Raw genomic sequence first — 26,160 nt, 5'->3', positions numbered from 1 at the left:
TCGATCACAGACCCGATAAGCTCCCCTGCGGCGCTGCGAGTTGATCCGAACACGCTCGGTCGCCCTGCGCTGCGTGTTCGACGCGTACGGCGCCTGCACACCCCCCTCTGTTCGATCGTGTTGCTTTCGAAGGATGCAGATGGAACTTGCCACTCCGCCCCCGGCGGCGCGGGCACCGGTCGCCTGGTACAGCTGGTGGCTGATGCCGCTCGCCTTAGGTGCCGGAACCGTCGTCACCGCGGTCGCGGGACCAGAACAGGTCCAGATACCCGCGACGTTCGCCGGTGCCGCGGCCACCGCGGCCGGCGCCGTCTGTGTGCGGCTCCTCGTCCGCACCCAGTCCCAACTGCGCCGTACCAGCGGCGACTTCCGCAACTCGCAGGCCGAGCACTCCCAGCAGTGGCAGCAGCATGTGTCCGGCCTGGAGCGGAAGTTCGCGGCCGAGCGCTCCGCCCTGGACGGACAGCTGGCCGAACAGGCCAAGACCTTCGAGGCCCGGCTGGCGGAGCAGACGGCCGCCTACGAGGCACGGATCGTCGAGCAGACCGAGGCCTACGAGGCGCGCATCGCCGAACAGATGGAGGCCTACGAGGCCCGCGTCGTCGAGCAGACCGAGGCCTACGAGACCGGACTTGCCGCGCGGACCCAGGTCTGGCAGGAGCAACTCGCCGTCCAGCAGGCCGTCGTCGGCAGGCTTGGTGACACCTATCTGCCCGAGGCGCTCGAGCGGCTGCGGGACGGCGAAGCCATCGACGACATCCTGCCGGAGGTCGCCCAGGAGACGGACGCGAGCCCCGAGCTGCGTGCCGAGCTGCGCAAGGTCCTCAGGACCGCGCTGATCGGCGTGGAGGAGGAGTTCAACCGCTCCACCTCGGCCGAGCAGGCCGTGATCAGTATCGGCAGCCGCATCCACGTGCTGACCAGCAAGCTGCGTGGGCGGCTGCACGAGATGCAGGGCGAGCACGGGCGACTGCCCGCGGTGGCCCGGGGCCTGATGGAACTGGACCAGGAGATCGGCCCCGCCGACCGTCTCGCCGCCAGCATCGGCGTGCTCGGCGGTTCGGACCGGCCCGGACGTCAGTGGCAGGAGCCGCAGCGACTGCTCAGCGTGGTCCGCGGCGGTATCGGCCGGATCAAGGACTTCGACCGCGTCCAGCTTCGCCATCTGCCCGAACTCGGCGTCGACGGCGGCCTGGTGGATCACCTCACGCTGATCTTCGCGCACCTGCTGGACAATGCGGCGCGCTACTCGCCGCCCACCGAGCCCGTGGTCGTTTCCGGCAAGGAGGTCCCCAACGGCGTCGGCATCGAGATCCAGGACGCGGGCAAGGGCCTGAGCGAGGAGAAGAAGCGCGAGGCGGAGCAGTCCCTCGCCGGCACCGTGACCGGCCCCGGCCTCGGCGGTGTGTCGGAGGACGCCAACCTGGGCCTGCGTGTGGTGGGCGCCCTGGCACGCCGCTACGGCATCCGGGTCACCTTCGCGGACTCGCCCTGGCTCGGCACCTCGGTGGTCGTGGTCGTACCGCACAAGTACTTCAGCCCATTGCCCGCCGCCGTCACCGAGCCGGCCCCGGCCGCCGTGAGCGCGCCGAGTCCCGAGCCGGTCCAGGCCGCGCCCGCGGAGGGTGCGGAAGCGGTGGACACCACTCCCGGTGGACTGCCTCGGCGCCGCAGCAGGCGGGGCGACACGTCGGAGCCGCGGCCCAGGGCTGTCGAGCGCACCGAGGAGACCGTGGCCGCCGTGCCGCCCGACGCGTCCTTCGCCGGCCTCGCCGCCTTTGCCACCGCCGGACGGGAGAGCACCCCGCCGCCTGGCACGACCGCGGACCGCGAAGCGGCAGCCCCTGGCGGGACGACCGCCGGACGCGAGTTCAACGAGCACCGCACTGAAGAGAGCGACAAGTCCACATGACGCAACAGGGAACCGACGTGAGCTGGGCGCTCCGCGACCTGACGGAGAGCATCCAGGAGATCCGCTTCGCCCTCGTGGCGTCGAGTGACGGCAAGGCCATCACCTCCTACGGTGCCGACGACCCCGACGACGTGGACCGGTTCGCCGCCGTGGTCGCGGGTCTGCAGGCGCTGGCCCAGCCCGTGGCCGAGCAGTTCCCCCAGTACGCCGGGCAGCTGCGGCTCGCGATGATCGAGGTGGACGGCGGCCACCTGTTCGTGGTGCGGGCCGGCGTGGAGACGTACCTCGGAGTGCTCGCCAAGGAAGGCCTCGACCAGGGTCTTCTCGGCCACCAGATGAGGGATCTGGCCCGCAGGATGGGTGAGCTCCTCGGCACCACTCCGCGCCTGGAGGAGCACTCTGGATGAGTGCTCCCCGCCGGCACACGGACCCGTCCGGTCTCGAGCGCTACTACGTCCTCACCGGTGGGCGCAGCGGACCGGGCGGTTCGGCGTCGAGTCTTGACGTGGCGACCCTGATCGTCTCCCGCGCCGCTGCCGTCCCGGGCATGCAGCACGAACACGAGGAGATCATCCGGCGTTGCCGCGATCCGCTGTCGGTGGCCGAACTCGGCGCCCACCTCGGACTGCCCTTCAACATTCTCGCGGTGCTCCTGGCCGATCTGCTGGACGCAGGCCGCGTCGAAGCCCGTAATCCCATCCCGGCGTCAGGCGCCGGCCGCGGGCCCGACCTCGCGCTCCTTGAGGAGGTACTCAGTGGACTTCAAAGGCTTTGACCATCCCGACCGGGGGTCGGACGGCGGCACCCGCTCGGTGAAGGTGATGATCGCCGGCGGATTCGGCACCGGAAAGACCACCATGGTGCGCTCCGTCAGCGACATCAAGCCGCTGACCACCGAGGAGACCCTGACCCAGGCCAGCGCCGACGTCGACAACCTGATCGGCGTGGCGGACAAGACGGAGACCACCGTCAGCCTGGACTTCGGCAAGATCGGCATCAACGACGAGCTGGTGCTGTACCTGTTCGGGACACCGGGCCAGGAGCGGTTCTGGTTCCTGTGGAACGGTCTGTTCAAGGGCGCCCTCGGGGCGGTGGTCCTGGTGGACACCCGCCGGCTGGCCTCCAGCTTCCGGGCCATCGAGGAGATGGAGCGGCAGGACGTCCCCTTCGTCATCGCCCTGAACGTCTTCCCGGACTCCCAGGAACACCCGATCGAAGAGATTCGCGACGCCCTCGACATCTCCCCGCACACCCCGATCGTGGCCTGCGACGCCCGGGACCGGGGATCCAGCCGTGACGTCCTCATCGCGCTGATACGTCATCTGCAGGAACGCTCTGCCGTCGCTCTGGAGCCCCGATGAACGACCAGCCCTTAAACGGCCCTGACGCCCCGCGCGGCTGCCCCGTCGCACACGGCGACGCCGACGGCCTGACCCGGCTGTACGGGACCCAGGTGGCGACCGACCCGCACGGCATCTACACGCAGTTGCGCAAGGAGCACGGGGCGGTGGCCCCGATACTCCTCGAGGGTGACGTCCCCGCCTGGCTGGTCCTCGGCTACCGCGAGAACCGGCGGGTGCTCGACAACCCCCGCCAGTTCAGCCGGGATTCGCGCATCTGGCGGGACTGGAAGGAAGGACGCGTCGAGGCCACCTCACCGCTGATCCCCATGCTGGGCTGGCGCCCTGACTGCGTGTCCCAGGACGGCGAGCCGCACCGCAGGCTGCGCGGCGCGGTCACCGACAACCTTCAGACCGTCGCGGGGCGCGGCATCCGGCGCCATGTCACGCACTTCGCGAACAAGCAGATCGACGCGTTCGCCGACGCGGGCAGCGCCGACCTGGTCGGCGACTACGCCGAGTACCTGCCGATGCTCGTCCTGACCAGGCTGTTCGGGCTTCCGGCGGCCGAGGGGCGCAATCTGGCCGTCTCCTGCGCCCAGGTCATCAAGGGTGGTGAGGACGCCCTCGCCCACAACGACCGCATCATGCGCATCCTCGGGGAACTCGCCGAGCGCAAGCGTGTCGAGCCCGGACCCGACTTCACCACCGGGCTGATCGGGCATCACGCGGACCTGGACGAGGACGAGGTCCTCAGCCACCTGCGCCTGGTGCTGATCACCGCACACACGACCACCAGCAATCTGCTGGCCCGGGTGCTGCAGCTGATCCTCACCGACACCTCCCGGCTCGCGGGACTGGTGAGCGGACAGCTCAACGTCTCCGCGGTCGTCGAGGAGGTGATGTGGAACACCCCCCCGCTGGCTGTGCTTCCGGGGCGTTTCGCCGCAGGCGATCTCGAGCTCGCGGGCCATCACATCAAGGAAGGCGACCTGCTGGTGCTCGGGCTCACCGCGGGCAACCTCGACCCGGAGATCCGGCCCGACGCGGGTGTCTCCGTCCAGGGCAACCAGTCGCATCTCGCGTTCAGCGGCGGTGCGCACGAGTGCCCGGGGCAGAACATCGGCCAGGCCATCATCGAGACGGCCGTCGATGTCCTGGTGCACCGGCTGCCGGGGCTGCGCCTGGCCGTGCCGGCCGACGAACTCACCTCGACCGCCTCCACCTGGGAGGCACGCCTGGACCGTCTCCCGGTCGAGTTCGCGGCGACCCCCGCTGGGGTGTGAGCGTCAGCGGATCGCCGTAGTGCGGCACTTTCTGCCCGGCCGGGACCTCCCGGCCGGGCAGAAAGCGTGGATCACACGGCCAGCAGATCGTCCAGCGACCCCTTGCCGGCCAACTCGGCGGTGGCGGCCGGTCCTTCCTTCGCGGCGGCGTACCGGCCCGAGGTCAGCGCCCACTCGTAGTTGCCGTTGATCCAGTGCTGGATTGCCTCCACGCCCATCCGCACCTGGGCCTGCTGCTCGGCGCCGAGTCCGAGTTCCTCGCACATCTGAGGGACGCGCGCCTCGAGTTCGAGGTACTCGTCGAGGCAGTGCTTGGTCATCCGGTACGCCTCCGCGGCGGCCTCCTCCCAGCCGCAGCCGCGCTCACGGTGGAGCACGGCTATCAGGTTGTGGCCGTCCCCGCGGCGTTTCTCGCGCTCGAAGGAGTGGATGTCGTTCATGAACCCGATGGTGTCCGCGGCCAGATCCCGCATCCTGACCATCAGCTCGTGCGCCTGCACCTGCGGCGGCACCTCGAAGCCGCGGCTGCGCTCACCCGCGTCGATGCTGTGGTGGATGCCCACCGTGCGGCGGCGGAACTCCGCGTACTCCTCGATGCCGAGCGTGCCCGCCAGGCCCCGGGCCGCGAGGTCCACCTCCTCGGTGTGCGCGACGAGGAACCGCCCCCAGGACGCGGCGAACCGCGTCCGCCAGGTCAGGGACATGCCGTCCGAGAGGTGGTCCCAGACCTCGGCCCAGGCCACGGTGATCGGGCAGACCACCCGGGGAGCGGTCCCGGCGGGACGCAGCGGGGTGGCGATCAGCTCCCGGGCGACCTCCGCCACGCGGTCCGCGCGGTCGGGCTGTCCGGAGTCGAACTGGTCGTCGAACAGGAAGGCCAGGGAGAACCAGTTCATCAGGACGACCATGTCGTCGGCCGAGGCGTAGGGGTAGGTCCGTGCCGCCGCCTGGGGCAGGTCCCAGGACTGGTATTCCTCGAACCCGGCCTGACTGCGTACCAGTCCCATCTCCCACACCCAGCGCAGATGGCGCTCCCGGGCATACTCCAGGTGGTCGCTGACCGGGGTCCGGAAGGGGAGGTCGAACCTGACGTCCTGCGGCATTGGCGTCCTCTCTTGCGACGTTTCACAGGCCCCCGCCCCTGCGTATGGGCGATCGAAAGTGACGCCCATTGACCCGAACTGCACGTTTTGAGCCGGAAGTTGACGACTCAAGTACGCTTCGAGACTGCCCAGAACGTAAACGATCTATGGTGTGAGAACCGCAACGCGAGTGACAGGTGTGAGTTCGCGCGTACGGCCACTCAACTTGCCCCGCCGCAGGTGAAGCCGGGTGCTACGGGCCCAGTGGTGTCAGGCGTCGGGCGCCGCGTACACGCGCTCGCCCCCACATAGGTCAGCGCGACCTTCGCCCGGGCGATCTCCTCCGACGGCCCGGCATACGGGTCGCGGTCCAGCACCACCAGATCCGCCAGCGCCCACTCGAACGCTCCCGGTGTCGTCGAGGTGGTTCGCGTACGCCGACCCCGCCGTGTACGCCGTCAGGGCGGCCGTCAGTCCGATGCGCTCGGCGGGCAGGAACACCGGACCCGACCCGCCCGCCTCCACTCGGTTGACCGCGACGTGGCGCCCCGACTGGCCGTGTCGCAGCCGCACTTGTCGAGATAGGGGTCGAGCAGGGCGGCGGTGCCGTTCTCGGCGACCCCGTCCAGCATCAGCTGGACACTGGTGGCACGGAACCGGCCGACTGCCCGCCGACACGCAACCGCGCATCGCCGCGACGGCCCGGCACCTGGTGGCGGACATGCGGCGCAGCGTCTACCCGGCGGCACTCGACATACTGCTGTCCGCGGCGGCGGACCGCCTCGAAGCGATCAACCAGCGGTGACGGCAGTCGGGTTGACCGCCGGATGGTGTGTCCAGTGCAATTCTTCGTGCTTCTTCGTATGACGACACATGACATTTCGACAGGAGGCTGTCCGAAGATGACCCCGCCGCCCGCCCGCACCCCCAAGCAACGCAAGCAGGACACTCTGCACCGACTGGAGAACGACGAAGACGCCTGGGTGTCCACGGCCGACGACGAAGGAGGAGTGCCGTATCTGATCCCCCTGTCCTTCCTCTGGGACGGGAGGACCATTCTGATGGCCACTCCGGCCGCAAGTCCCACGGGCCACAATCTGCGCGTGACCGGCAAGGTGCGCCTGGGCATCGGGCCGACCCGCGACGTGGTCCTCGTCGAGGGCTCGGTCGAGACCTTGGAGCCCGCCGAGCTGCCGGACGGAGTCGGCGACGCCTTCGCCGAGAAGACCGGCTTCGATCCGCGTCGACTCACCACCGCCTACCTCTACTTCCGCGTCACCCCGCTGCGGGTGCAGGCGTGGCGCGAGGCCAATGAGCTCACCGGGCGCGATCTCCTGCGCGACGGCGTATGGCTCGTGGACGACTGATTCCGTGGGACGGGGTACCCGGGAGGGCCAGGGCAGCAGGTGGTGGAGCCGCCCGCGCCACGGACCCCGTACGGAGGAAGCATGGCACTGGTACTGGCAGGCGTCGTGGTGCTGGACTGCGCCGAGCCCGAGAAGCTCGCCGCCTTCTACAAGGAGCTGCTCGAGGCGGACGAGACGGACGTGACCGCGAACCGCGTGGAGATCAGGGCCGCCGACGGGACGCGGATGGCGTTCCGCAGGGACATGAAGGCGACGCCGCCGAGCTGGCCGCGACCCGAGAACTCCCTCCAGGTCCACCTGGACTTCCACGTGGCGGACCTGGACGAGGCCGAACGCAGGGTCGTCGGCCTCGGTGGGCGCCCCCTCGACACGAAGGACGTCGCGAGCCCGTTCGAGGAGCGGGGCTGCGCCGACCCGGCGGGGCACTCCTTCACCCTGCGCCTCAGGCCCACCATGGCGCCGAAGCCGGGCTGAACCGGCCGGGAGGCCCTGGCAGGGCTGAACCCGACTTCAGTCGGTAGCCGGGTTGGCTCCGCCTTCGGTCGGCAGCAGGGTTGGCTCCGCCGTCGGCCGGTAGCCGGGTTGGCTCCGCCTTCAGCCGGCCACCGGGCCGGACCTGCCTCAGTCCTTGCCGCCACCCTTGTCGCCCTTGTCGGATATCGGCCACCTACCCGTCGAACGCTCGACGGCCTTCGCGCCCGCGCGATCCGCCACGCTGCGGGCGACGGCGAACAAGGCGCCCTGGAGAGCCGCCGCGAGCAGCACCTCGCCCCAGCCGCGGTCCTTGTCCAGTGCGTCGGGCGCGTCCTCCTCGTGGCGTATCGCCTTCCAGGTCGCCCGGAAGGCCAGCCCGGCCGCGGCGCCGCTCGCCCAGCTCAGCGCGAAGCCGAGGGGCTTGTAGGCGAGGGGGAGTTTGAGCTTCTTCCGCTTCTTGGACACCTGGGTCTCCTTCTTCGCTCAGGTCGGCGGCGCCGAGCCCTCCGCGGTGATAGGAGTCATGCCCCTGTGGCCCTGGCAGTCATGCCACTTGAGGGGCCGCGGCAGCGGGAAGCCCCGCCGCGACGGGGGGACGCGGCGGGGCCTGAGGCACGGGTGCCCGTCGTACCGCGGATCATGCGTGGCAATTTCCACGGGATTCCGCACGGGCCGCCGTCATGCGCCTGTGCCGGTCAGTCGGTCGGCTCCAGCACGAAGACGGGGATCTCCCGGTCGGTCTTCTTCTGGTAGTCGGCGTACGGGGGATACGCCGCGACCGCGCGCTCCCACCACTGGGCCTTCTCCTCGCCCGTGACCTCACGGGCCCTCAGTTCCCGGCGTTCGGGGCCGTCCTGGAGCTCCACGTGCGGGTCGGACTTCACGTTGTGGTACCAGACGGGGTGTTTGGGCGCACCGCCGAGCGAGGCCACCGCCGCGTAGCGTCCGTCGTGCTCGACGCGCATCAGCGGGGTCTTGCGGATCTTGCCGCTCTTGGCGCCGCGGGTCGTGAGAATGATGACCGGGAGGCCCGTGTCCATCAGCGTATTTCCCTTGGTGCCGCCGGAGCTCTCGTACAACTCCACCTGCTCGCGTACCCACTGTGTCGGGCTGGGTTCGTACTCACCCTCAAGAGGCATGACTGCCGTCCCATCGTCACGTCGTACCGGTGTTGTCTCCGCCTGATTCAAACACCGAAGCCCAGGCAATTCATCCACACCATTACCTCGCGCGTCATCGCCGCCGAGGGTGGACTCCTGGCACGGTGGAACGGTTCCCGCGCAGTAAAGATGACAGACACGACACAACAGAGGGGCGGCCCCCATGCCCATTCCCACCGACCGCGCGACGACGACGCGCGCCGTGGTCGAGGAACTCTTGCGCCGGATGGGCGCCGGCGACCCCGAACGGATCGCCGAACTGTACGCCGAGCGGGGCGACTGGAAACTGAGCTGGCCGCAGGACGAGCACGGGCGTGCCGAAACGCCGTGGATCCGCCACCGGTCCACGCGCGCCGATGCCGCCGCCCACTACCGCGAACTCGGCGCGCACCATGTGCCCGGTAGCGCGGCCACCGAGATCGAGCGGATTCTCGTCGACGGTGGCGACGCCGTCGTGCTGGGTGAGATCCGGCAGACGGCTCGGGAGACCGGGCGCGCCTATCGCGCCCGGTTCGCTCTCCACCTGACGGTCGAGGACGGGCTCGTCGTACGGCATCACGTGTACGAGGACAGCCTCGCCGTGGCTCGCGCGTTCGAGGTGTGAGCGCGCGCCGGGTGCGTCGGCCCGGCGCCCGCTCACGGCTCATCCCCAGGTGGCTCCCGCCGGCTCCACTCATTGCGGCGCGAGGAGCATCCGCACCGCGAGCACCATGGTCACGACGCCGGCCGCGAGCGCCGTGACCAGTCGCCCCCGGTGGCCGGTCAGCGCTCGGCCGAGCAGCGCTCCACCCCCGGCGAGCAGCAACTGCCAGCTCGCGGACGCGACGAACGCGGCGAGGACGAACACCCCTTGCTCCAGGGGCCGCACCGCCTCGGCCGTCCGGCTGCCCAGGACCAACGCGGCGAAGTAGACGACGGTGGTGGGATTCAGCAGGGTGATCCCCAGCAGCGTCAGAAACGCCCGCGCCGGGCGCTCGGGATCCCGGCCGGACCGGGCGGCGAGCCGCCGCTCGCGGTACTGCCGGCACGCGGTGACCGCGCCCCGTACCGCCAGCGCCACCAGTACCAGCCCGGCGGCCCAGCGCAGCGGCACGAGTACAGGCTGCAGCACGGTCGCGAGCCCGGTACCCCCGACCACCGCGACCAGGGCGTACAGCCCGTCGGCGGTCGCGACGCCGAGCGCGGCGCACCCGCCGATCCGCAGGGACGTGCGCGCGCTGAGGGAGACGAGGTAGGTCCCGACCGCTCCGACGGGGATGGCGATGCCGAAGCCCGCGAGGAGCCCCGCGACGAGCGCGGCCGTCATGACCCGGGAAGCTCGGGCCTTTGCGGTCGGCCGGGCTGCTGCTGGACCCGCACCGGACGAACGGCGGTGAAGGTCGGCGGCAGGAAGGCTTCGATCGTGGACATGGGTAGATCCTGGGGCCCGAGGATCTGCCCGGGCAACCGAATTTCGGGGACGCCGACGAGTCACGGGAGCCAGGCGTTCACAGCGGCGGGAGCAGGGGATCGAGCCATCCGCGTGTCACCGCGCGATCACATCGGCCCGTAGGAGCTCGGCGGCAGTCCCCACGGGCAACGGCGTTCGGCCAGATCGCCTCTCCGGCCCATCTGGCCGAACTTTACGTGGCCCTATAGATGCCTGGGGCATCTAATGGGGAGTAGGATCAGAAAAAGGTATGAAAGGTGCGAAAGGTCGGAAAGATAAGCAAGAGGGAACCGTCGTCTGCGAGGTCACTCATGACAGAACCCGTCGCCTTCCCCCAGGACCGTACGTGTCCCTACCACCCGCCCACCGGTTATGACGCTCTGCGCGCGGCCCGCCCCCTGTCGCGGATCTCCCTGTTCGACGGGCGCGGCGTATGGGTCGTCACCGGGCATGCCGCCGCCCGTGCACTCCTCACCGATCCCCGATTGTCGTCCGACCGCACCAGCCCGGCGTTCCCGATGATCACGGAGCGGCTCGCCGGAGTCCGCGACCGGCGCGTCGCACTGCTCGGGCTCGACGATCCGGCGCACCACACCCAACGCCGCATGCTGGTCCCGAGCTTCACCCTGAAGCGGACCGCGGCCCTGCGCCCGCGCATCCAGGAGACCGTGGACCGGCTGCTGGACGCCATGGAGAAGCAGGGCCCGCCCGCCGAGCTGGTGAGCGCCTTCGCGCTGCCTGTGCCCTCGATGGTGATCTGCAATCTGCTCGGTGTTCCGTACGCCGACCACGACTTCTTCGAGGAACAGTCCCGCAGGGTGCTGCGCGGCACCGTCGCGGACACCCAGGACGCGCGCGACCGACTGCACGGGTACCTGGGCTCGCTGATCGACCGCAAACGGAAGGATCCGGGAGACGGCCTCCTCGACGAACTCGTCCAGGAACAGCTGCGCGAGGGGACGGTGGACCGCCGGGAGGTGATCGACCTGGCGCTGATTCTCCTGGTCGCCGGGCACGAGACGACCGCGAACATGATCTCGCTCGGCACGTTCACGCTGCTGACGCACCCGGAGCAGCTGGCCGAACTGCGCGCCGAACCGACCCTCATGTCCGCCGCCGTCGAGGAACTGCTGCGCTTCCTCTCCATCGCGGACGGGCTGCTGCGGGTGGCCACCGAGGACATCGAGGTGGCCGGGACGACGATCCGGGCCGGCGAGGGCGTCGTCTTCTCCACCTCCGTCATCAACCGCGACGCGGACACCTTCCCCGAGCCGGACGCCCTGGACTGGCGCCGCTCGGCCCGCCACCACGTCGCGTTCGGCTTCGGCATCCACCAGTGCCTCGGCCAGAACCTCGCCCGCGCCGAGATGGAGATCGCCCTGCTCGCCCTCTTCGACCGGCTGCCCGGGCTGCGCCTTGCCGCCCGGGCGGAGGACATCCCCTTCAAAGCCGGCGACACGATCCAGGGGATGCTGGAACTCCCCGTGACCTGGTAAGAGGCTGCGGCCATGACTATCGAGATCTCCATCGACCGGGACGTCTGCATCGGCGCGGGACAGTGCGCGCTGACCGCACCGAATGTCTTCACCCAGGACGACGACGGATTCAGCGCGCTGCTGCCCGGCCGGGAGGACGGCGGCGGCGACCCGCTCGTCCGGGAGGCCGCCCGAGCCTGCCCGGTGGGCGCCATCACCGTCGCCGAGACGTGACGGGCCGAGCCCCGACGGTCACTCACAGGGAACGGCCGGACCGAGTCGGCGTAGGCGTACGGGGTCCGCGATCACGTTGATCCGTTGACCAGGGCGGGCGCGGCGAACCGCGCCCGCCGTCAGCCACCGTGCCCGCGCCACACCGCCGAGCGCGGGGCGCCTTCCCGGTTCATCAGGGTGCCCGCGTGACCGAACACGCCGAGCAAGCCCCCGCCGTCAAGCCCTTCCTCTGTCTCGTCGTCTGCGCCGCGGGCATCGCGCAGGACGTCGGCGAACTGATCACCGCGGCGCGGAAGCGGAACTGGGAGGTCGGTGTCATCGCCACCCCGCAGGGGCTCGGCTTCTTCGACGCGACGGCCGTGGCGGCGCAGACCGGCCGACAGATCCGGTCCGCCTGGAGATCCCCGGGCGACCCGCGCCCCTTCCCCGCCCCCGACGCGGTGGCCCTCGCTCCGGCCACCTTCAACACCGTCAACAAGTGGGCGGCCGGCATATCCGACACGCTCGCCCTGGGCACCCTGTGCGAGGCATATGGCCTCGGTGTCCCGATCGCCTTACTGCCCTGTGTGAGCGACGCGTTGGCGGCCCACCCCGCCTACCGTGCGAGCGTCGACCGCCTGCGCGGTATGGGTGTCCGGTTCGGTGACCGCTACTCCGGGGAGCCACGGGAGGACGGCCGCCGCGAGGAGTTCCGCTGGGAGCGGGCGCTGGACCTGCTCGCTACGGCCGACGGTAGATCGTGATCGAATGGCCGACCTCGTCGACCGGCGTACTGCCCTCGAGCAGCGCCGCCAGCCGGCCGTCGGCCTTCGCGGCGGAGGTGTCCGAGACGACGAGCAGCCCGTGCACCTCGCTCGGCGGTGCCTTGCGCGGATCGGCCGCTTCGATTCCGTAGTACGACGGCACACCGCTGCCCTTGTAGACGAGCCAGACCCGCTCGTGCGGATACCGCTCGTCCAGGCGGTCGGCCAGCCGCCCCAGATCCTGTCCCCAGTCGACGTTCGAGTCGTGCAGACGCAGATGGGTCTTCGACGGACCGCCGAACGTCTCGTTGGAGTACGGCAGGTAGTACGGGAACGCGCGGAGCGAACTGACCGCGACGAACAGGACCAGCGCCGCCGCGGCGGTGTGGGCCCAGCGTTGTCGAAGGGCGAGGACCCCGGCCGCGGCGACCGCCAGGAAAACCGGGATGAAAAGGGCGTACCGAACGCCGAGGTCACGGGATCCGCTCATGGCCACAGCCAGCAGTACGGCCGGGGGGAGAAGGATGTGGACGCTCGCGGGCCGCAGCCGGGGAACGGCCGCCATCGCCACCCCGCCGGCCGCCCAGAGCGCGAGCATGCCGAGCGGCGTCTTCACCAGCAGCGCGGCCGGCAGGTAGTACCAGAGCGAACCGTGGTAGAGCCTGCCGAAGAGAAAGCCTCCCCAGGTGGCGTTCTCCAAGCCGAACTGGATGCGCATCCCGTCCCGGTACGGCCTCGGGAAGGGCAGCCGGTCGAGGACGAGCCCGCGCAGACCGTGCACGGCCGGGAGGTTGGCGGGCGGCGTCCAGCGCAGCTGCGGGTCGACGACGAGGTAGGTGGCCCACACCACGGCGAGGGCCAGCAGCCCCATGCCGGACGCCACCGCGATACCCAGCCCGGCGAGCCGCCGTCGCGCACGCGGGCCGAGGTCACCCGCGTGGCGGGCACGCCGGAAGGACCAGAAGGCGAGGACGGCCAGGATCAGCAGCACCGGAACCCCCGGCAAGGTGCTCATCTTGGTGGCGATCGCCGCGCCGAGCGCCACTCCCGCGAGCGAGAGGTGAAGGAGGGGCCGCCGCTGCCGGGCCCGCCACACCAGCCACACCGACGTCAGCAGAAAACCGACCGCCGGCATGTCGAGCGTGGCCAGTGATCCGTTCGCGATGATGTCCGGCGAGAACGCGTACAGCGCGAGCGCCACCAACCCGCCCACGCGGCCGGCGAGTTCACGGGCGAACGTGAGGACGACCAGACCGAACAGCAGCGTCAGCACGATCACCGGCAGCCGCGCCCACAGCATCACCCGCCATGGATCATTGCCCGACTCGTACAGCACGCTCCGTCCGAGCGCCGTCTGACCGCCCGTGAAGTGGGCGTCGAGGCGCGGGTGGGCGAACACCAGCCCGCTCGCGATGATCAGTTTGCCCAGCGGCGGATGCTCGGGGTTGTAGCGCAGGCTGTGTTCGCGGACGTGGACCACGGCCGTGCCCACATACACCGGCTCGTCGATCGTCGGGGTCTGACGCACGGCCGTCGTGACCATCGCTACCGCCATCTGGGCCAGCAGCGCGATCACGACCGACAAGAACAGCCGGCGCCGGTGCTGCCGGAGCCCGGCGAACCGCCCCGGCGGCTCGCCGGAGCTCGTCAGCGGGCGGACTTCCTGTCGGTCGGCCATGGACGTCGACATACCCTTTGTTACGTTCGCCCCACACAAACCCGTTCATCCGGCGGCATCCGACCCGGTCAGCGGGTCCGGCGCACATACTCCGCGCTGTCGGGCGTCGACACCAGCACATCCCGGCGCACGACGCTCAGCCGATCGCCGTAGCCCGCAAGGGCCTTGCGCAGTCCGCTGTCGGTGTACTCGATGACGACCACCCGGTCGTCGAACGCCTTCGCGTACGTGCCGCACTCGTCGTACTCACCGCACTCCTCCGCCACCGCGAAGTCGAGACCGGCCCTCGACCTGAGTCCGGCCAACTCTGCGGTGTTCTTCTGCCCGATGGCCAGCCCGCGGGAGTGCGCGCGCGCCGAGAGCTGGGTGATGAACGCGGTGGCGTCGTCCGCGGTCAGCAGATTCTGGGAGCGGGTGTAGCTGTCGTAGTTGTCCGGCTCGACCGCGTCGAATCCGCTGTCCGCGCAGCCGTCGATCCACTGGTTGATCCGTGCGGCCACCCGCTTGCGCTTGGCCGGGGTGCCGATGTCGAGGAGCGCCTCGTCCCAGGTGCGGTCGACGACGACCTCGCCCCGCGCGTCCCGCAGCAGCAGGTCGGCGGGCCATTGCCGCTGCTCGCCCGGCTGGACCTGGAAGGCGTTGACGTAACAGATGTTGTAGAGCCCGGGCGCGGGCGCCGCCGCACGGTCGCGGCTGACGATGCGGACACCGGACGGCGGCGGATAGACGCCGCCGATCTGGTAGTCGAAGCCCGCGTGGAGCGGGGGGAGCTTCACGGCCGTCGAGGCGGCCTGGGAGGACGTGGGTTTCCGGGACGGCCCGCCCTCGTCCGGCTCGGACGTACAGCCCACCAGCGTCACGAGCGCCAGCAGGGCGGCGGCCACGCCGAGAACTCCGACGCGGGGCGCACGCGTGACGGGCATGTCCACTCCATCAATCGCGAGTACGGCCCCGCCTCGGACGCTTTCGCGATCCTGGCGACTTGGGCCGGACTTGAACCGTGTTCGCTACCGGCTGGGCGCACCTCTGGGTGCCGGGCGGCACGCCTCGGCACGTCACGATCAAAGCCTCTGGACAAAGTCCGCGTCAAGGCCACACGACGCGATCGCGCCGCGGCCCGAGTCCGGTCATCTGACAGACGCGCCGCTGTAACCTGCGGCGCGATGCTGCATGGCACCTCTTGTAGTAGTCGCGCGGACCTAGAGGAAGAGGACACGTCATGCCCATCGGAATCATCGGGGCCGGAGCCATCGGGCAGGCCCTCGCGTCCCGGTTACTGGCCGCGGGTGAGCGGGTGGTCATCAGCAACAGTCGTGGCCCCCAGTCGCTGCGGGGCCTCGCCTCCTCGATGGGGCCGGGGCTCAAAGCCGCCACCGTCGCCGAGTCGGCCGGCGAGGAGATCGTCGTCCTCGCCGTACCGTGGCGGCGGCTGCGCGAGGCGGTGGCCGCGGCGGACGTGCCCGACTGGCAGGAGCGGATCGTCATCGACACCACCAACCCGCTGGGCCCGCCCGACTTCAAGGCCGCCGACCTCGGCGGCCGTACCTCCAGCGAGGTCGTCTCCGAACTCGTGCCCGGAGCCCGCCTGGTGAAGGCATTCAACACGCTGACACCGGCGGTCCTCGGCTCGGACCCCCGAACGTTCGTCGGACGACGGGTGATCTTCCTGTCCGGCAACCACGCCGGCGCCAACGAGCGCGTCACCCGACTCGCCGACCGCGTGGGCTGGGCGGTCATCGACCTCGGCCCGCTGGAGGTCGGAGGACGGCTGCAACAATTCCCGGGAGGCCCGTTGCCGACGCTCAATCTGCTCCTGGAGCCCTGACCCGAGGCCTTATTGTCAGGACATGACCGGAGACCGCATCGCACTGGCCGTAGACGACCACGGGGGCGAGGGCCCACCTCTGCTCCTGCTGCACGGAGCCGGACGCACCCTGGCCGACTGGACCGCCGTGGCCCCGCTCCTCGTCCCGCACCACCGCGTGCTCGCCGTGGACCTGCGCGGACACGGTCGCTCACCGTCCGGAACCTGGAGTCTTCCCCGGGTGCTCGGGGACATCGAGACGCTCTTGGAGGAGTACGGCATCCCCGGCGCACTCCCCGTCGGGCATTCGCTCGGCGGGATGATCGCCGTGCGCTACGCGCTGGAGCACCCGGACGTCACTCCCGGCGCGGTCAATCTGGACGGATATGCGTGGGGCCGCCCCGACCAGTACGTGGGCCTGGACCCGGAGTATGTCGAGCAACGGCTCACGCAGGTACGGGAATGGGCGGCCGCGACGCTGTTGCGCGAGCCGCTTCCGGCCGACGGCTTGAAGGTCCTGCTCGCGCAGCGGCGCGCGATGTCGGAACAACTGGGCATCCCCTATGAACTGTTGGAGGCCTGCCTCCTGCGTTCGGTGCACACCAGGTCCGACGGGCGGCTGGAGTTTCGGCCGGAACGTCCGCACGCGCTGGAGATGCTGGCCGAGATCGAGTCGCTCGACCTCTTCGACCTCTTCGGGAGCATGCGGCGGCCACTGCTGCTCGGACGGGCACTGCGGCCTGTGCCGTCCATCCCCGGCGTCGACTGGTTCGACGAGCTGATGACGGCGTACGGGAAGGGGCTCGCCCGGGACCTCGCCGCACTGGCCGAGCGGAGGGCCAATGTGACGGTGGTGGGGATCGACGGAACGCACGAGATGCTGCTGGAGAACCCCAGGGCGGCCGCCGCCGCGATCATCGCCTTCGCCTCCGAAGCACTCGCCGGGTTCACCTCATAACTCCGCTCGGGGACGAGTGGATCGTCGGCCGAGATCATGAACTTGCCTTGCTGACAAGGCTGGTGGGCTAGATCACCGCAGGGTCGACCGGGGCCCTGATGATGGCGGGCGGCCCCGGCGCGGGCAAGAGCGTCCTCCTGGACGCCGCCGCGCGCTTGGCCCGCCGGGCCGGGGTGCGGGTGCTGCGCTGCCGGGGCAGCGAGGGCGAATCGGGCCTGCCCTTCGCCGGACTGCACCAGCTGCTGCGGCCCGTCCTGGACCGGGCCGAAGGGCTGCCCTTACGTCAACGGGCCGCGCTGCCCGGTGTGTTCGGCCTCGACGACGCAACGGAGACGGTCTCCGATCCCTGGCTGACCTCGCTCGGCGCGCTGAACCTGACGTCAGTGGGGGGCCGTCGCGGCGAACTCCGTGCCGCACGGCCCCGAGCCCTCGCTCTCGGGCAGGGCGACCGGATCGCCGCTCATCGTGAGTGCGCGGTACCAGCCGCCGATCTGCTGGGTGGAGGCGCCGACGTAGTGGCCGATGAAGGAGCGGCGGAAGCGGTCGGCGCTGCGGTTGGGCCCGGAACCGTGCACCAGGCTGCCGTTGAAGAACAACACGTCGCCCCGCTCCATGTCGACCGGTACCGCGGTGAGTCCGGGCGGCGGCGGCACGTACTCCTGTACGAACGACAGCGCCGGGTCCGCCTCCTCCGGACAGAACAGGTCCATGCGGTGCGTGCCCGGCACGACCTCCAGGCCGCCGTTCTCCCGGTCGATCGCCTCGCAGGCGACCCAGGCGGCGACACAGGTGCCCGGCTCGACCCGCAGATAGAAGTTGTCCTGGTGCAGCGCCTGGCCGCGGGCGCCGGGCGGCTTGAAGTAGAACATGCTCTGCGCGGCCAGCACCTCTTCGCCCAGCAGGGTCTCCAGCACGTCCCGCAGTCGGGGGTCGAGCAGGAGCCGCAGGGACAGCGCGTTGATGCGGTGCGGCTGCATGACCCGGGGGTAGGCGTGCAGCGGATCGGCCGGGCCGCCGGTCCCCGCGGGGCGAGGTTCGAAGTGCCCCGGGACCGGCCCCGCGGCATGCAGCGCCGCGAACTCGGCGCACAGCTCGTCGATTTCGGCGGCGGTGAACAGCCCGCGCACAACTGCGAACCCGTTCTCCTCGAACTCCTCGAACTCCTCGAACCGCCGAGGCCGGCTCATGTCCGTGACTGTCATCCGACTGTCCCTTCTCATCGGTGTCCCAGGTGCTTCACGCTAGGTCGGTGAGTCATTCGGGAGGATGCCTGTGCGTGCTGACGTGTTGCCCGAGCCTGCTGTCCCGTCCCCGCCGCCGGGCCTGGTGACCATCGGGCGCTTCGACCAGCGAACGGGGTACCGCATCAACCGGCCGCGTGGCTCGGACAGTTGGCTCTTCACCTGGACCACCGCAGGACGAGGACTGCTGCGACAGGGGGCGACCCGGACCGTGGCCGGCGCCGGTGACCTGGTGGTCCTGGGTCCTGGCGTACCGCAGCGCTACGCCGTCGAACCGGGCGCCGGGCACTGGGCCTTCTGGTGGGCGCACTGCCAGGCCAGGTCGTCCTGGGCCGGGTGGCTGCGGCCGTACGCGCTCGACGACGGGGTGTACGCCGTCGGGCCCGGGCAGGACCGGGAGCGCATCGAGGGGGAACGCGACGCGTGGGAGCGTAGGGAGCCGGAACGTGACGAGGCGGCGTTCCCGGGGCGGGAACGCATCGAGGCGGCGTTCCGGCGGATGCTCGCCGACGCCCGCTGGACGGGGGACGGTCCGCCGCCCGGCCCCTCGGAGCCCGTCGACGGGGCCATGGCTGTCGCTGTCGCGCACGGCACCGCCGCGAGAGAGCTGACGCTCTGTTCCCTGGAGGAGATCGTCCTGCTCACCACCGCCCGGGTGGAGCGGCGCCGCCCCGACGTCGACGCCCGCGTCCGTCGGGCCGAGGCATTGATCGCCGCCGATCCGAGCGCGCCGCACACCGTCCGATCGCTGGCCGAAGCGGTCTCCCTCTCACCGTCCCGTTTCGCCCACCTCTTCACCGAACAGCTCGGCCGTTCCCCGATGCGGGCCCTGCGCGAGGCCCGACTGCTGCACGCGGCCCGCCTCCTGGAAGCCACCCGGCTCCCGGTGGAGCGGGTGGCCGCGGCCTCCGGTTTCACCAGCGCCTTCCACTTCAACCGGGTCTTCCGGCAGCGGTACGGGACACCGCCGGGCGCCTACCGGACTCGAACCGCTAGGTGAGATAGTCCAGGGTTCGGTGCTGCGGGACACGGTCGTGGCGCGCGGCCGTCACATGAGACGCCGCACCATCCGCCCCGGTGAGGCTGTCAGGCCTCGCCGAGCAGCGTCATCTCCGCCCAGATCGTCTTGCCTTCGGCCGTGTGGCGGCTGCCCCAGCGCTGGGTGAGCTGGGCGACCAGCAGCAGCCCGCGCCCGCCCTCGTCGAAGGTCTTGGCCCGGCGTAGATGCGGCGCGGTGTGGCTGCTGTCGGAGACCTCGCAGATCAGGGTCACGGCGTCGTGGATGAGCCGCAGCCGTATGGGCGGCTCGCCGTACCGGATCGCGTTGGTGACCAGTTCGCTCACCACGAGTTCGGCGGTGAACGTCGCCCCGCTCAGCGCCCAGGTGTCCAGCTGCTCCACGACCTGCTTGCGGATCGGCGCGACCAGGGCAGGGTCCGCGGGGATCTCCCAGGTCGCCACCTGCGAGGGGTCCAGCCCGCGGGTGCGGGCAACCAGCAGCGCCACGTCGTCCTGGGCCCCGCCGACGGGCAGCAGGGCCTGGAGGATCGCGTGGCACGCGCCTTCCAGGGAGTTCGCGGACCATGCCAGGGCGTGGTGCAGCAGCTGCTGGCTGGTGTCGAGGTCCCGCCCGCGGGTCTCGATCAGACCGTCGGTGTACAGGGCGAGCACCGTGCCCTCTTGAAGGGTGAGTTCGACGGACTCGAACGGCAGCCCGCCCAGGCCCAGCGGCGGCCCGGCCGGGACGTCGATCTCCCTGGGCGGTTCGCCCGGCGGGAGAATGACGGGCGGTGGATGCCCGGCCCGGGCGAGGGTGCAGCGCCGCGACACCGGGTCGTACACCGCGTACAGGCAGGTCGCGCCGACTTCGCCGGTGATGCCCTCTGCTCCGGCCTCGGTGGACAGCCGTAGTACGAGGTCGTCCAGGTGGGTGAGCAGTTCGTCCGGGGCCAGGTCGATGTCGGCGAGCGTACGGACGGCCGTGCGCAGCCGTCCCATGGTCGCGGAGGCCTGGATGCCATGCCCGACGACGTCGCCGACGACCATGGCGACACGCATCCCGGACAGCGGGATCACGTCGAACCAGTCGCCGCCCACCCCGGCCCGCGCCGCCGGAAGGTAGCGCGAGGCCGCTTCCAGGGCGGCCGTCCGGGGCAGCGACTGGGGGAGCAGGCTGCGCTGAAGGGCGAGCGCGGTCTCGCGCTCCCGGGTGAAGCGGCGGGCGTTGTCGATGCAGACGGCGGCCCTGGCCGTCACTTCCTCGGCGAGCAGCACGTCGTCGGCGGTGAAGGGGTCGCGGCGCCGGAACCGTGTCATGACGGCCACGCCGAGGGTCTGGCCGCGGGCCTGGATCGGCACCGACATGGTGGCGTGTATGCCGTACTGCGCGATGCGTGAGCCGCGCACCTTGTCCCAGGAGAGCCATTCGGTCAGCGAAGTGGTGGCGTCGGGCGCCACGATCGTCCGGCCGGCTGTGAGGGAGGCCGCCTGCGGTGAGGTGGCGGGGTAGACGTCGATCTGTCCGAGGTTGACGACTGCTTCGGGGGAGCCCGGGTTCACGGACCGATGGGCGGTGCGGCGCAGGGTGATCGGGGGGGTCGGCGGGTCCGTGTGGGGTTCGCCGCCGTGCTCCGGCGGATCCAGCAGATCGACGCTGACGAAGTCGGCGAGGGCGGGCACACAGATGTCGGCCAGCTCCTGGGCCGTTCGCGTGACGTCGAGGGTGCTGCCGATCCGCACGCTTGCCTCGTTGACCAGCTGCAGGCGCTCGCGGGACTGGAACTGCTCGGTGAAGTCGTGCGCGGCCAGGCACACGCCCTGCACCCGGCCCTCGGGGTCGACGAGCGGCGAAAGCCGCGCCAGCCAGGCACGCGCGTGGTCCTCGCCACCCGTCTGCAGGCTCGTCTCCACGTCGCGCTCGGTTCCGGAGGCGAGCACCTCGTAAAGGTGCCGTTCAAGCTCCTCGCTCTCGGGCTTCCCGCCGATCTCGGAGAGCCTGAGGCCCAGGACGAGTTCTCCCGGCAGACCGATCGCGTCGGCCATGGCGCGGTTGAGCCCGTACAGCCGCAGTCGCTCGTCGTAGACGGCCGTGGCGCACGGGGACTGCGCCAGCACGGCCGTCGCCAGCGGATCGCCCAGCGGGCGGCGCTCGGGGGCCTCCAGTGGAGTGACCACGAGCCAGTCGCCGCGCTTGCCCCGCTTCGGCTGTCGGTGATGGGCGAGCAGCCACACGGACACGGTGTGCCCGTCGCGATGCCGCAGGTCAACGATGCCGTTCCAGTGCATACCGCGAGGTACCGGCGGCTCGGCCGGTACGGGCGACCCCGCGGCCAGCAGATCGGCGGCGGGCCGGCCCTCGACCTCCTCGGGGGCATGGCCCAGCAGACGGCTGGCCCCTTCGCTCCAGCGGAGCAGGGTGCCGTTCTCGTCGATGACAGCCCGTGCTGTGGCGGCCTCGTCGAGGGGGTGGACCGGGCTCATCGTCGCCACTCCATTGCGGACACTCACAGTGGTCAAGCGCGTCACTCGGGTTCCAGCCTAGTGCGTGGGCGCGTTCCGCACCCGGGACACGGGCTGTGGATGGGGCGCATGGGCATGACGGTTTCAGGCCGATGTGATCTCTGAGGCGGAAGTGAGTTCCGGACCCTTGACGGCCGTGTGTGTCACACCGTCAGAATCTGTTTGTTCACGATTAGTTGTGATGATTTATGGGTCCTGATGAGGGAGAGCCGCCATGACGGTCACTCGAAGATCGGTATTGATCGCAGGAACCGCCGCGCCCGCCGCCGGAGCGCTCCTTGGCGCCTCCGACGCCTGGGCCGCGTCCCCGGGGCGGGCGGGGGGCCGACGCACCGTCGCGTTGCGCAACGGCTGGCGCTTCGCGCTGGTGAATCCGGGCGGGATCACCGATCCCACGGGCGCGTACGAGGGCGCCGCACAGCCCGGCCATGACGACTCCGCGTGGCGCGAGATCGCCGTCCCGCACGACTGGAGCATCGAGCAGACACCCACCACGGACCACGGCACCACCAGCGGCACCGGCTTCTTCCCGGGCGGCCTCGGCTGGTACCGCACCACGTTCACCCTGCCGCCCGCCCTGGCCGGCAAGCGGATCTCCGTGGAGTTCGACGGCGTCTACATGGACTCGTACGTCTACTGCAACGGCAAGGAAGTCGGCCGCCACCCCTACGGCTACACGGGGTTCGCCTTCGACCTCACCGACTTGCTGCACACGGACGGCACCACCGACAACGTCATTGCGGTCAAGGTCCACAACCAACTCCCCAGCAGCCGCTGGTACTCGGGCAGCGGCATCTACCGCGAGGCCCGCCTCGTCGTCACCGACCCGGTGCACGTCCAGCGGTGGGGTACGTATGTCACGACGCCGGACATCACCGAGGCGAAGGCGGTCGTACGGGTCCGAACGACCGTGGTGAACGAGTCGGGCGGCGCGAGCGACGTGCAGGTCCGGTCGAAGGTGGTGGACCCAGACGGCCGTACCGTCGCCCGCGCCGCCTTCACGGTCACCGTCGGCGACCAGCACACCGAGCCCCATGAACTCACCGTGACCGAACCGAAGTTGTGGGACTTCGCGACCCCGCACCGCTACACCCTGGAGACCGAACTGCGCGTCGGCGGCGAGATCGTCGACACCTACCGCACCCCCTTCGGCATCCGGCAGTTCCGCTTCGACCCGGATGAGGGGTTCCACCTCAACGGCGGCTACGCCAAGATCAAGGGCGTCGACCTGCACCACGACCTCGGCGCGCTCGGGGCAGCGATCAGCATCGACGCCGTGCGCCGACAGATGACCATCATGAAGTCGATGGGCGTCAACGCCTTCCGCACCTCCCACAACCCGCCCTCGCCCGAGATGATCCAGGTCTGCGAGGAGCTGGGCATCGTGATGATGGTGGAGGCGTTCGACTGCTGGCGCACCGGCAAGACGACCTACGACTACGGCCGGTTCTTCGACGAGTGGTGCGAGAAGGACACCACCGAGATGGTGCTCGCGGCCCGCAACTCGCCCGCCGTGGTCCTGTGGTCCATCGGCAACGAGGTCCCCGACTCCACGTCCACCGCCGGGCTCGCCATGGCCGACCGGGTCATCGACGCGATCAGGGCGGCGGACGACACCCGTCCGCTGGTCATCGGCTCGGACAAGTACCGCCGCCTCCCCACGAAGGGCTCCGCGGCCGACCTCATGCTCGCCAAGCTGGACGGGCTCGGCCTCAACTACAACACCGCCAAGTCGGTGGACGCCCTGCACGCCGCCTATCCGCACCTCTTTCTCTTCGAGTCCGAGTCGTCGTCCGAGACCTCGACGCGCGGCACGTACGAGGAGCCGGAGCATCTCAACACGGGCGAGAACCACACCCCCGGCAGACGGGCGACGTCCTCCTACGACAACAACCTCGCGTCCTGGACGATGAGCGGGGAGTACGGGCACAAGAAGGACCGGGACCGGAAGTGGTTCGCGGGGGAGTTCCTGTGGTCGGGCATCGACTACATCGGGGAGCCCACGCCGTACGACGTCTTCCCGGTGAAGGCCTCGTTCTTCGGCGCGGTGGACACGGCCGGTTTCCCCAAGGACATGTACCACCTGTTCAAGAGCCAGTGGACGAGCGAGCCCATGGTCCATCTGCTGCCCATGACCTGGAACCACGAGCCGGGCGACACGGTCGAGGTCTGGGCGTACGCGAACGTCGACACCGTGGAGCTCTTCCTCAACGGAAAGTCTCTCGGTATCAGGCAGTTCGACACCAAGAAGACCACCGACGGCCGTACCTATCTGGAGACCACCGAGGCGACCGGGGACGACAAGACGTTCACCTCGGGCCCGTATCCGGGCAGTTACACCAGCCCGAACGGCAGCGCGGGCAAGCTCCACCTCACCTGGAAAGTGCCGTACGAACCGGGCGAGTTGAAGGCGGTCGCCCGCCGTGACGGCCGTACGGTCGCCACCGACACCCTGCGCACGGCCGGGGCGCCGCACACGATACGGCTCACTCCCGACCGCAAGTCGACGGCCGCCGACGGCCGTTCGCTGGTCTTCGTGACCGCGGAGGTGGTCGACGCCCGAGGTGTGGTCGTGCCCGACGCCGATCAGCTGATCGCGTTCGACGTCGATGGCGGATCGCTCGCGGGTCTGGACAACGGCCAGGAAGAGAGTGCCGAGCGCTATCAGGCGAGTACGCGAACGGCCTTCCACGGCAAGGCACTCGCGATCGTGAGGTCCGGCACGAAGGCGGGCACCTTGAAGGTGACCGCCCGCGCGGAAGGCCTGCGTTCGGGTTCCGTCACCGTACGCACCACTCCCGCAGGGGTGAAGGCGACCACTCGGGCGTCGGCCTTCCGCCCCGACTACCCGGCGGCCCTGAACTACCCACACGCGGACGCCAGTTACTCGGGTCGTCCGGACACCCTGCCCGCCGCCATGCTCGACGGCGACTCGGCCACCGGCTGGTCCAACGCCTTCTACAAGTCGGCCACGGCCCTGCTGCCCGCCTTCAACGGGGCCCGGCCCAAGGACTGGGTCTCGATCACCTGGGCCCGCCCCCGCACCGTCGACCGCGTCGAGGTCTCCTTCACGGCCGACGCCACGCACGCCCTGCCCGCCTCGGTCGAGGTCTCGGTGTGGGACGGCAAGCGGTATGTGCCGGTGACCGGGACGGCCGTCGACTGGGCCACCGGGTCCGACGCGCCCACCGTGATCACCTTCGACGCGGTACGCGGCGCACGGCTGCGGCTCGTCATGACCAGCGGCCACCCGGGCTCCGCCGCCGGCGGACTGCGGATCAGTCGCCTGGAGGTCCCGGTCGGCTGAGGACAGCCGTCGCTCCTGCGCGGTCGGGGTGGGGGTTTCTACGGGTGGGCGCTGCGGCGCCGTCACGCGGGCTCCCCCTCCTCGGTCGCGGCCTCCTCGTCCCGCCGTACGTGAGTGAGTTTCTCGGGATTGGTGACGATGTAGACGTCGGACACCTGCTCGCCGTCCGCAGTGAGGTCCATGACCATGACCGCGTACGGCGACTCGCCCTCGAAGATCACCGCGGAGTCGTCGCCGTTGACCCGGCGATAGCGGATGTCGAGGTTCGTGCCGCGGCGCGTGGCGTAACCGGAGAGCAGCCGCGCCGCCTTGTCCCGGCCGTGCACCGGCCGCAGCCCGGCCGACGCCTTGCCGCCGCCGTCCGTCCACACCGTCACGTCCGGCGCGAGGATCTCCATCAGGGCGGCGATGTCCCCGCCGAGCGCGGCCGCCACGAAGCGCTCGGTCGCCTGACGGCGGACGCGAGGATGGGCCCGGTAGAGCGGTCGGCGGGCGTGCACATGCTCCCGCGCGCGATGCGCGAGCTGGCGTACCGCCGCGGGGCTGCGGTCGATGACCTCCGCGATCTCGGTGTGCGGGTAGCCGAACACCTCGTGGAGGACGAAGACCGCCCGCTCCAGCGGAGTGAGCGATTCGAGGACCACGAGCATCGCCAGCGACACCGACTCCGCCCGCAGCGCGCGGTCGGCCGAGTCGTCGGAGGCGGGTTCGTCGAGCAGCGGCTCCGGCAGCCACGGGCCGACGTACGTCTCCCGGCGGCGGGTGATCGCGGCGCGCCGGGCGAGGGCGTGGTTCACGGCGATGCGTACGAGGTAGGCGCGCGGGTTGGTGATCCCTTCGAGCGGGGAACGGCGGGCGCGGGCCGTCCATGACAGCCAGGTCTCCTGGAGCACGTCCTCGGTGTCGGCGACGCTGCCGAGGATGTTGTAGACGATCGCGAAGAGCAGCTCGCGCCGGCCGACGAACACCTGCGTCGGACCGTCGGTCGCGGCCTCGGGGCTGTCCGACATGCCTTGCCTCCCTCGATGCGTTCACTACTGCGAGGGGAGAACGGGCCGGAATGTGACGCCCGACGGGCGAAATGTGATGTAGGTCTCAGGTGCTCGACATCGACGTTTTCGTTGATCGGCGTGGGGGTCGCTTGAGCTGAG

The 26,160-nt window shown here is 70.5% G+C and carries 24 protein-coding genes and 1 pseudogene; 15 read left to right on the top strand and 10 right to left on the bottom strand.

Annotation, left to right across the window (positions count from 1 at the left end; genetic code table 11):
- Positions 1–139 precede the first annotated feature (139 nt).
- Genes ACX28W_RS04585 through ACX28W_RS04565 form a run of 5 tightly spaced genes read left to right on the top strand, consistent with a single transcriptional unit; the run spans position 140 to position 4,538 of the window.
- Positions 140–1,912 carry an ATP-binding protein gene (locus tag ACX28W_RS04585; protein WP_458997444.1) on the top strand — a complete coding sequence of 591 codons (1,773 nt, stop codon included), beginning with the start codon at positions 140–142 and terminating at the stop codon, positions 1,910–1,912.
- Positions 1,909–2,319 carry a roadblock/LC7 domain-containing protein gene (locus ACX28W_RS04580; RefSeq protein ID WP_028798637.1) on the top strand — a complete coding sequence of 137 codons (411 nt, stop codon included), beginning with the start codon at positions 1,909–1,911 and terminating at the stop codon, positions 2,317–2,319. Before ACX28W_RS04585 ends, ACX28W_RS04580 begins: the two co-directional genes overlap by 4 nt.
- A complete protein-coding gene (locus tag ACX28W_RS04575; protein WP_458997443.1) occupies positions 2,316–2,687 on the top strand; it encodes a DUF742 domain-containing protein in 372 nt (123 codons plus the stop codon). The genes ACX28W_RS04580 and ACX28W_RS04575 overlap by 4 nt, the downstream gene beginning before the upstream one ends.
- Entirely contained in the window at positions 2,668–3,273 is a 606-nt protein-coding gene (locus ACX28W_RS04570) for a GTP-binding protein (protein ID WP_458997442.1), read from the top strand. Before ACX28W_RS04575 ends, ACX28W_RS04570 begins: the two co-directional genes overlap by 20 nt.
- Positions 3,270–4,538 (top strand): cytochrome P450, encoded by a 1,269-nt coding sequence (locus ACX28W_RS04565; RefSeq protein WP_458997441.1) that lies wholly within the window; start codon positions 3,270–3,272, stop codon positions 4,536–4,538. The genes ACX28W_RS04570 and ACX28W_RS04565 overlap by 4 nt, the downstream gene beginning before the upstream one ends.
- Before the next feature lie 71 nt (positions 4,539–4,609).
- Here ACX28W_RS04565 and ACX28W_RS04560 read toward each other — a convergent pair whose 3' ends face one another.
- Together ACX28W_RS04560 and ACX28W_RS04555 are read right to left on the bottom strand one after the other, a co-directional pair.
- Positions 4,610–5,641 (bottom strand): 7-epi-alpha-eudesmol synthase, encoded by a 1,032-nt coding sequence (locus ACX28W_RS04560; protein WP_458997440.1) that lies wholly within the window; start codon positions 5,639–5,641, stop codon positions 4,610–4,612.
- A 249-nt stretch (positions 5,642–5,890) separates the two neighbouring features.
- Positions 5,891–6,169: pseudogene (locus ACX28W_RS04555) on the bottom strand (amidohydrolase family protein); the annotation flags it as partial.
- A gap of 353 nt (positions 6,170–6,522) precedes the next feature.
- Between ACX28W_RS04555 and ACX28W_RS04550 the strand changes: the two are divergent.
- The gene (locus ACX28W_RS04550; protein WP_458997439.1) at positions 6,523–6,987 is read left to right on the top strand and encodes a pyridoxamine 5'-phosphate oxidase family protein; all 465 of its coding nucleotides are present in this window, start codon (positions 6,523–6,525) and stop codon (positions 6,985–6,987) included.
- An 81-nt stretch (positions 6,988–7,068) separates the two neighbouring features.
- Positions 7,069–7,461, top strand: a complete 393-nt coding sequence (locus tag ACX28W_RS04545) for a VOC family protein (protein ID WP_458997438.1) — start codon at positions 7,069–7,071, stop codon at positions 7,459–7,461.
- Between the two features lie 147 nt (positions 7,462–7,608).
- On the opposite strand, the gene ACX28W_RS04540 is transcribed toward ACX28W_RS04545, so the two are convergent.
- Positions 7,609–7,926 (bottom strand): DUF4235 domain-containing protein, encoded by a 318-nt coding sequence (locus ACX28W_RS04540; protein WP_458997437.1) that lies wholly within the window; start codon positions 7,924–7,926, stop codon positions 7,609–7,611.
- A gap of 230 nt (positions 7,927–8,156) precedes the next feature.
- Positions 8,157–8,600: a nitroreductase family deazaflavin-dependent oxidoreductase gene (locus ACX28W_RS04535; RefSeq protein ID WP_458997436.1), complete on the bottom strand. Its 444-nt coding sequence runs from the start codon at positions 8,598–8,600 to the stop codon at positions 8,157–8,159.
- A 184-nt stretch (positions 8,601–8,784) separates the two neighbouring features.
- Between ACX28W_RS04535 and ACX28W_RS04530 the strand changes: the two genes are divergently transcribed.
- A complete protein-coding gene (locus ACX28W_RS04530) occupies positions 8,785–9,225 on the top strand; it encodes a nuclear transport factor 2 family protein (RefSeq protein WP_458997435.1) in 441 nt (146 codons plus the stop codon).
- A gap of 69 nt (positions 9,226–9,294) precedes the next feature.
- Here ACX28W_RS04530 and ACX28W_RS04525 read toward each other — a convergent pair whose 3' ends face one another.
- Positions 9,295–9,927 (bottom strand): LysE family transporter, encoded by a 633-nt coding sequence (locus ACX28W_RS04525; protein ID WP_458997434.1) that lies wholly within the window; start codon positions 9,925–9,927, stop codon positions 9,295–9,297.
- Positions 9,928–10,361: 434 nt separating this feature from the next.
- On the opposite strand from ACX28W_RS04525, the gene ACX28W_RS04520 reads away from it, so the two are divergent.
- From ACX28W_RS04520 to ACX28W_RS04510, 3 genes are all read left to right on the top strand, one after another.
- The gene (locus ACX28W_RS04520; protein ID WP_458997433.1) at positions 10,362–11,546 is read left to right on the top strand and encodes a cytochrome P450; all 1,185 of its coding nucleotides are present in this window, start codon (positions 10,362–10,364) and stop codon (positions 11,544–11,546) included.
- A gap of 18 nt (positions 11,547–11,564) precedes the next feature.
- Positions 11,565–11,759, top strand: a complete 195-nt coding sequence (locus tag ACX28W_RS04515; RefSeq protein WP_458997532.1) for a ferredoxin — start codon at positions 11,565–11,567, stop codon at positions 11,757–11,759.
- Between the two features lie 185 nt (positions 11,760–11,944).
- A complete protein-coding gene (locus ACX28W_RS04510; protein ID WP_458997432.1) occupies positions 11,945–12,502 on the top strand; it encodes a flavoprotein in 558 nt (185 codons plus the stop codon).
- Here ACX28W_RS04510 and ACX28W_RS04505 read toward each other — a convergent pair.
- Together ACX28W_RS04505 and ACX28W_RS04500 are read right to left on the bottom strand one after the other, a co-directional pair.
- Positions 12,480–14,180 (bottom strand): ArnT family glycosyltransferase, encoded by a 1,701-nt coding sequence (locus tag ACX28W_RS04505; RefSeq protein WP_458997431.1) that lies wholly within the window; start codon positions 14,178–14,180, stop codon positions 12,480–12,482. The genes ACX28W_RS04510 and ACX28W_RS04505 overlap by 23 nt on opposite strands.
- 68 nt (positions 14,181–14,248) lie before the next feature.
- The gene (locus tag ACX28W_RS04500; protein WP_458997430.1) at positions 14,249–15,103 is read right to left on the bottom strand and encodes an endo alpha-1,4 polygalactosaminidase; all 855 of its coding nucleotides are present in this window, start codon (positions 15,101–15,103) and stop codon (positions 14,249–14,251) included.
- 296 nt (positions 15,104–15,399) lie between these two features.
- Here ACX28W_RS04500 and ACX28W_RS04495 point away from each other — a divergent pair, with 296 nt between their 5' ends.
- Together ACX28W_RS04495 and ACX28W_RS04490 are read left to right on the top strand one after the other, a co-directional pair.
- Positions 15,400–16,005, top strand: coding sequence for an NADPH-dependent F420 reductase (locus ACX28W_RS04495; protein WP_458997429.1), 606 nt, complete (start codon positions 15,400–15,402; stop codon positions 16,003–16,005).
- A 22-nt stretch (positions 16,006–16,027) separates the two neighbouring features.
- A complete protein-coding gene (locus ACX28W_RS04490) occupies positions 16,028–16,942 on the top strand; it encodes an alpha/beta fold hydrolase (RefSeq protein ID WP_458997428.1) in 915 nt (304 codons plus the stop codon).
- Positions 16,943–17,322: 380 nt separating this feature from the next.
- Here the strand turns inward: ACX28W_RS04490 and ACX28W_RS04485 are convergent, their stop codons facing one another.
- Positions 17,323–18,144 carry a phytanoyl-CoA dioxygenase family protein gene (locus tag ACX28W_RS04485; RefSeq protein ID WP_458997427.1) on the bottom strand — a complete coding sequence of 274 codons (822 nt, stop codon included), beginning with the start codon at positions 18,142–18,144 and terminating at the stop codon, positions 17,323–17,325.
- Positions 18,145–18,208: 64 nt separating this feature from the next.
- On the opposite strand from ACX28W_RS04485, the gene ACX28W_RS04480 reads away from it, so the two are divergent.
- Entirely contained in the window at positions 18,209–19,183 is a 975-nt protein-coding gene (locus tag ACX28W_RS04480; protein ID WP_458997426.1) for a helix-turn-helix domain-containing protein, read from the top strand.
- 86 nt (positions 19,184–19,269) lie between these two features.
- Here ACX28W_RS04480 and ACX28W_RS04475 read toward each other — a convergent pair whose 3' ends face one another.
- A complete protein-coding gene (locus ACX28W_RS04475; RefSeq protein ID WP_458997425.1) occupies positions 19,270–21,663 on the bottom strand; it encodes a SpoIIE family protein phosphatase in 2,394 nt (797 codons plus the stop codon).
- 253 nt (positions 21,664–21,916) lie between these two features.
- Here ACX28W_RS04475 and ACX28W_RS04470 point away from each other — a divergent pair, with 253 nt between their 5' ends.
- On the top strand, positions 21,917–25,009 hold the full coding sequence (locus tag ACX28W_RS04470; RefSeq protein ID WP_458997424.1) for a glycoside hydrolase family 2 TIM barrel-domain containing protein: 3,093 nt from the start codon (positions 21,917–21,919) through the stop codon (positions 25,007–25,009).
- Positions 25,010–25,071: 62 nt separating this feature from the next.
- Here ACX28W_RS04470 and sigJ read toward each other — a convergent pair whose 3' ends face one another.
- A complete protein-coding gene (gene sigJ, locus ACX28W_RS04465; RefSeq protein WP_458997423.1) occupies positions 25,072–26,019 on the bottom strand; it encodes an RNA polymerase sigma factor SigJ in 948 nt (315 codons plus the stop codon).
- Positions 26,020–26,160: the final 141 nt, after the last annotated feature.

This window comes from Streptomyces sp. SD15 (assembly GCF_054462255.1).
This window is presented reverse-complemented; position numbering and strand designations above follow the sequence as displayed.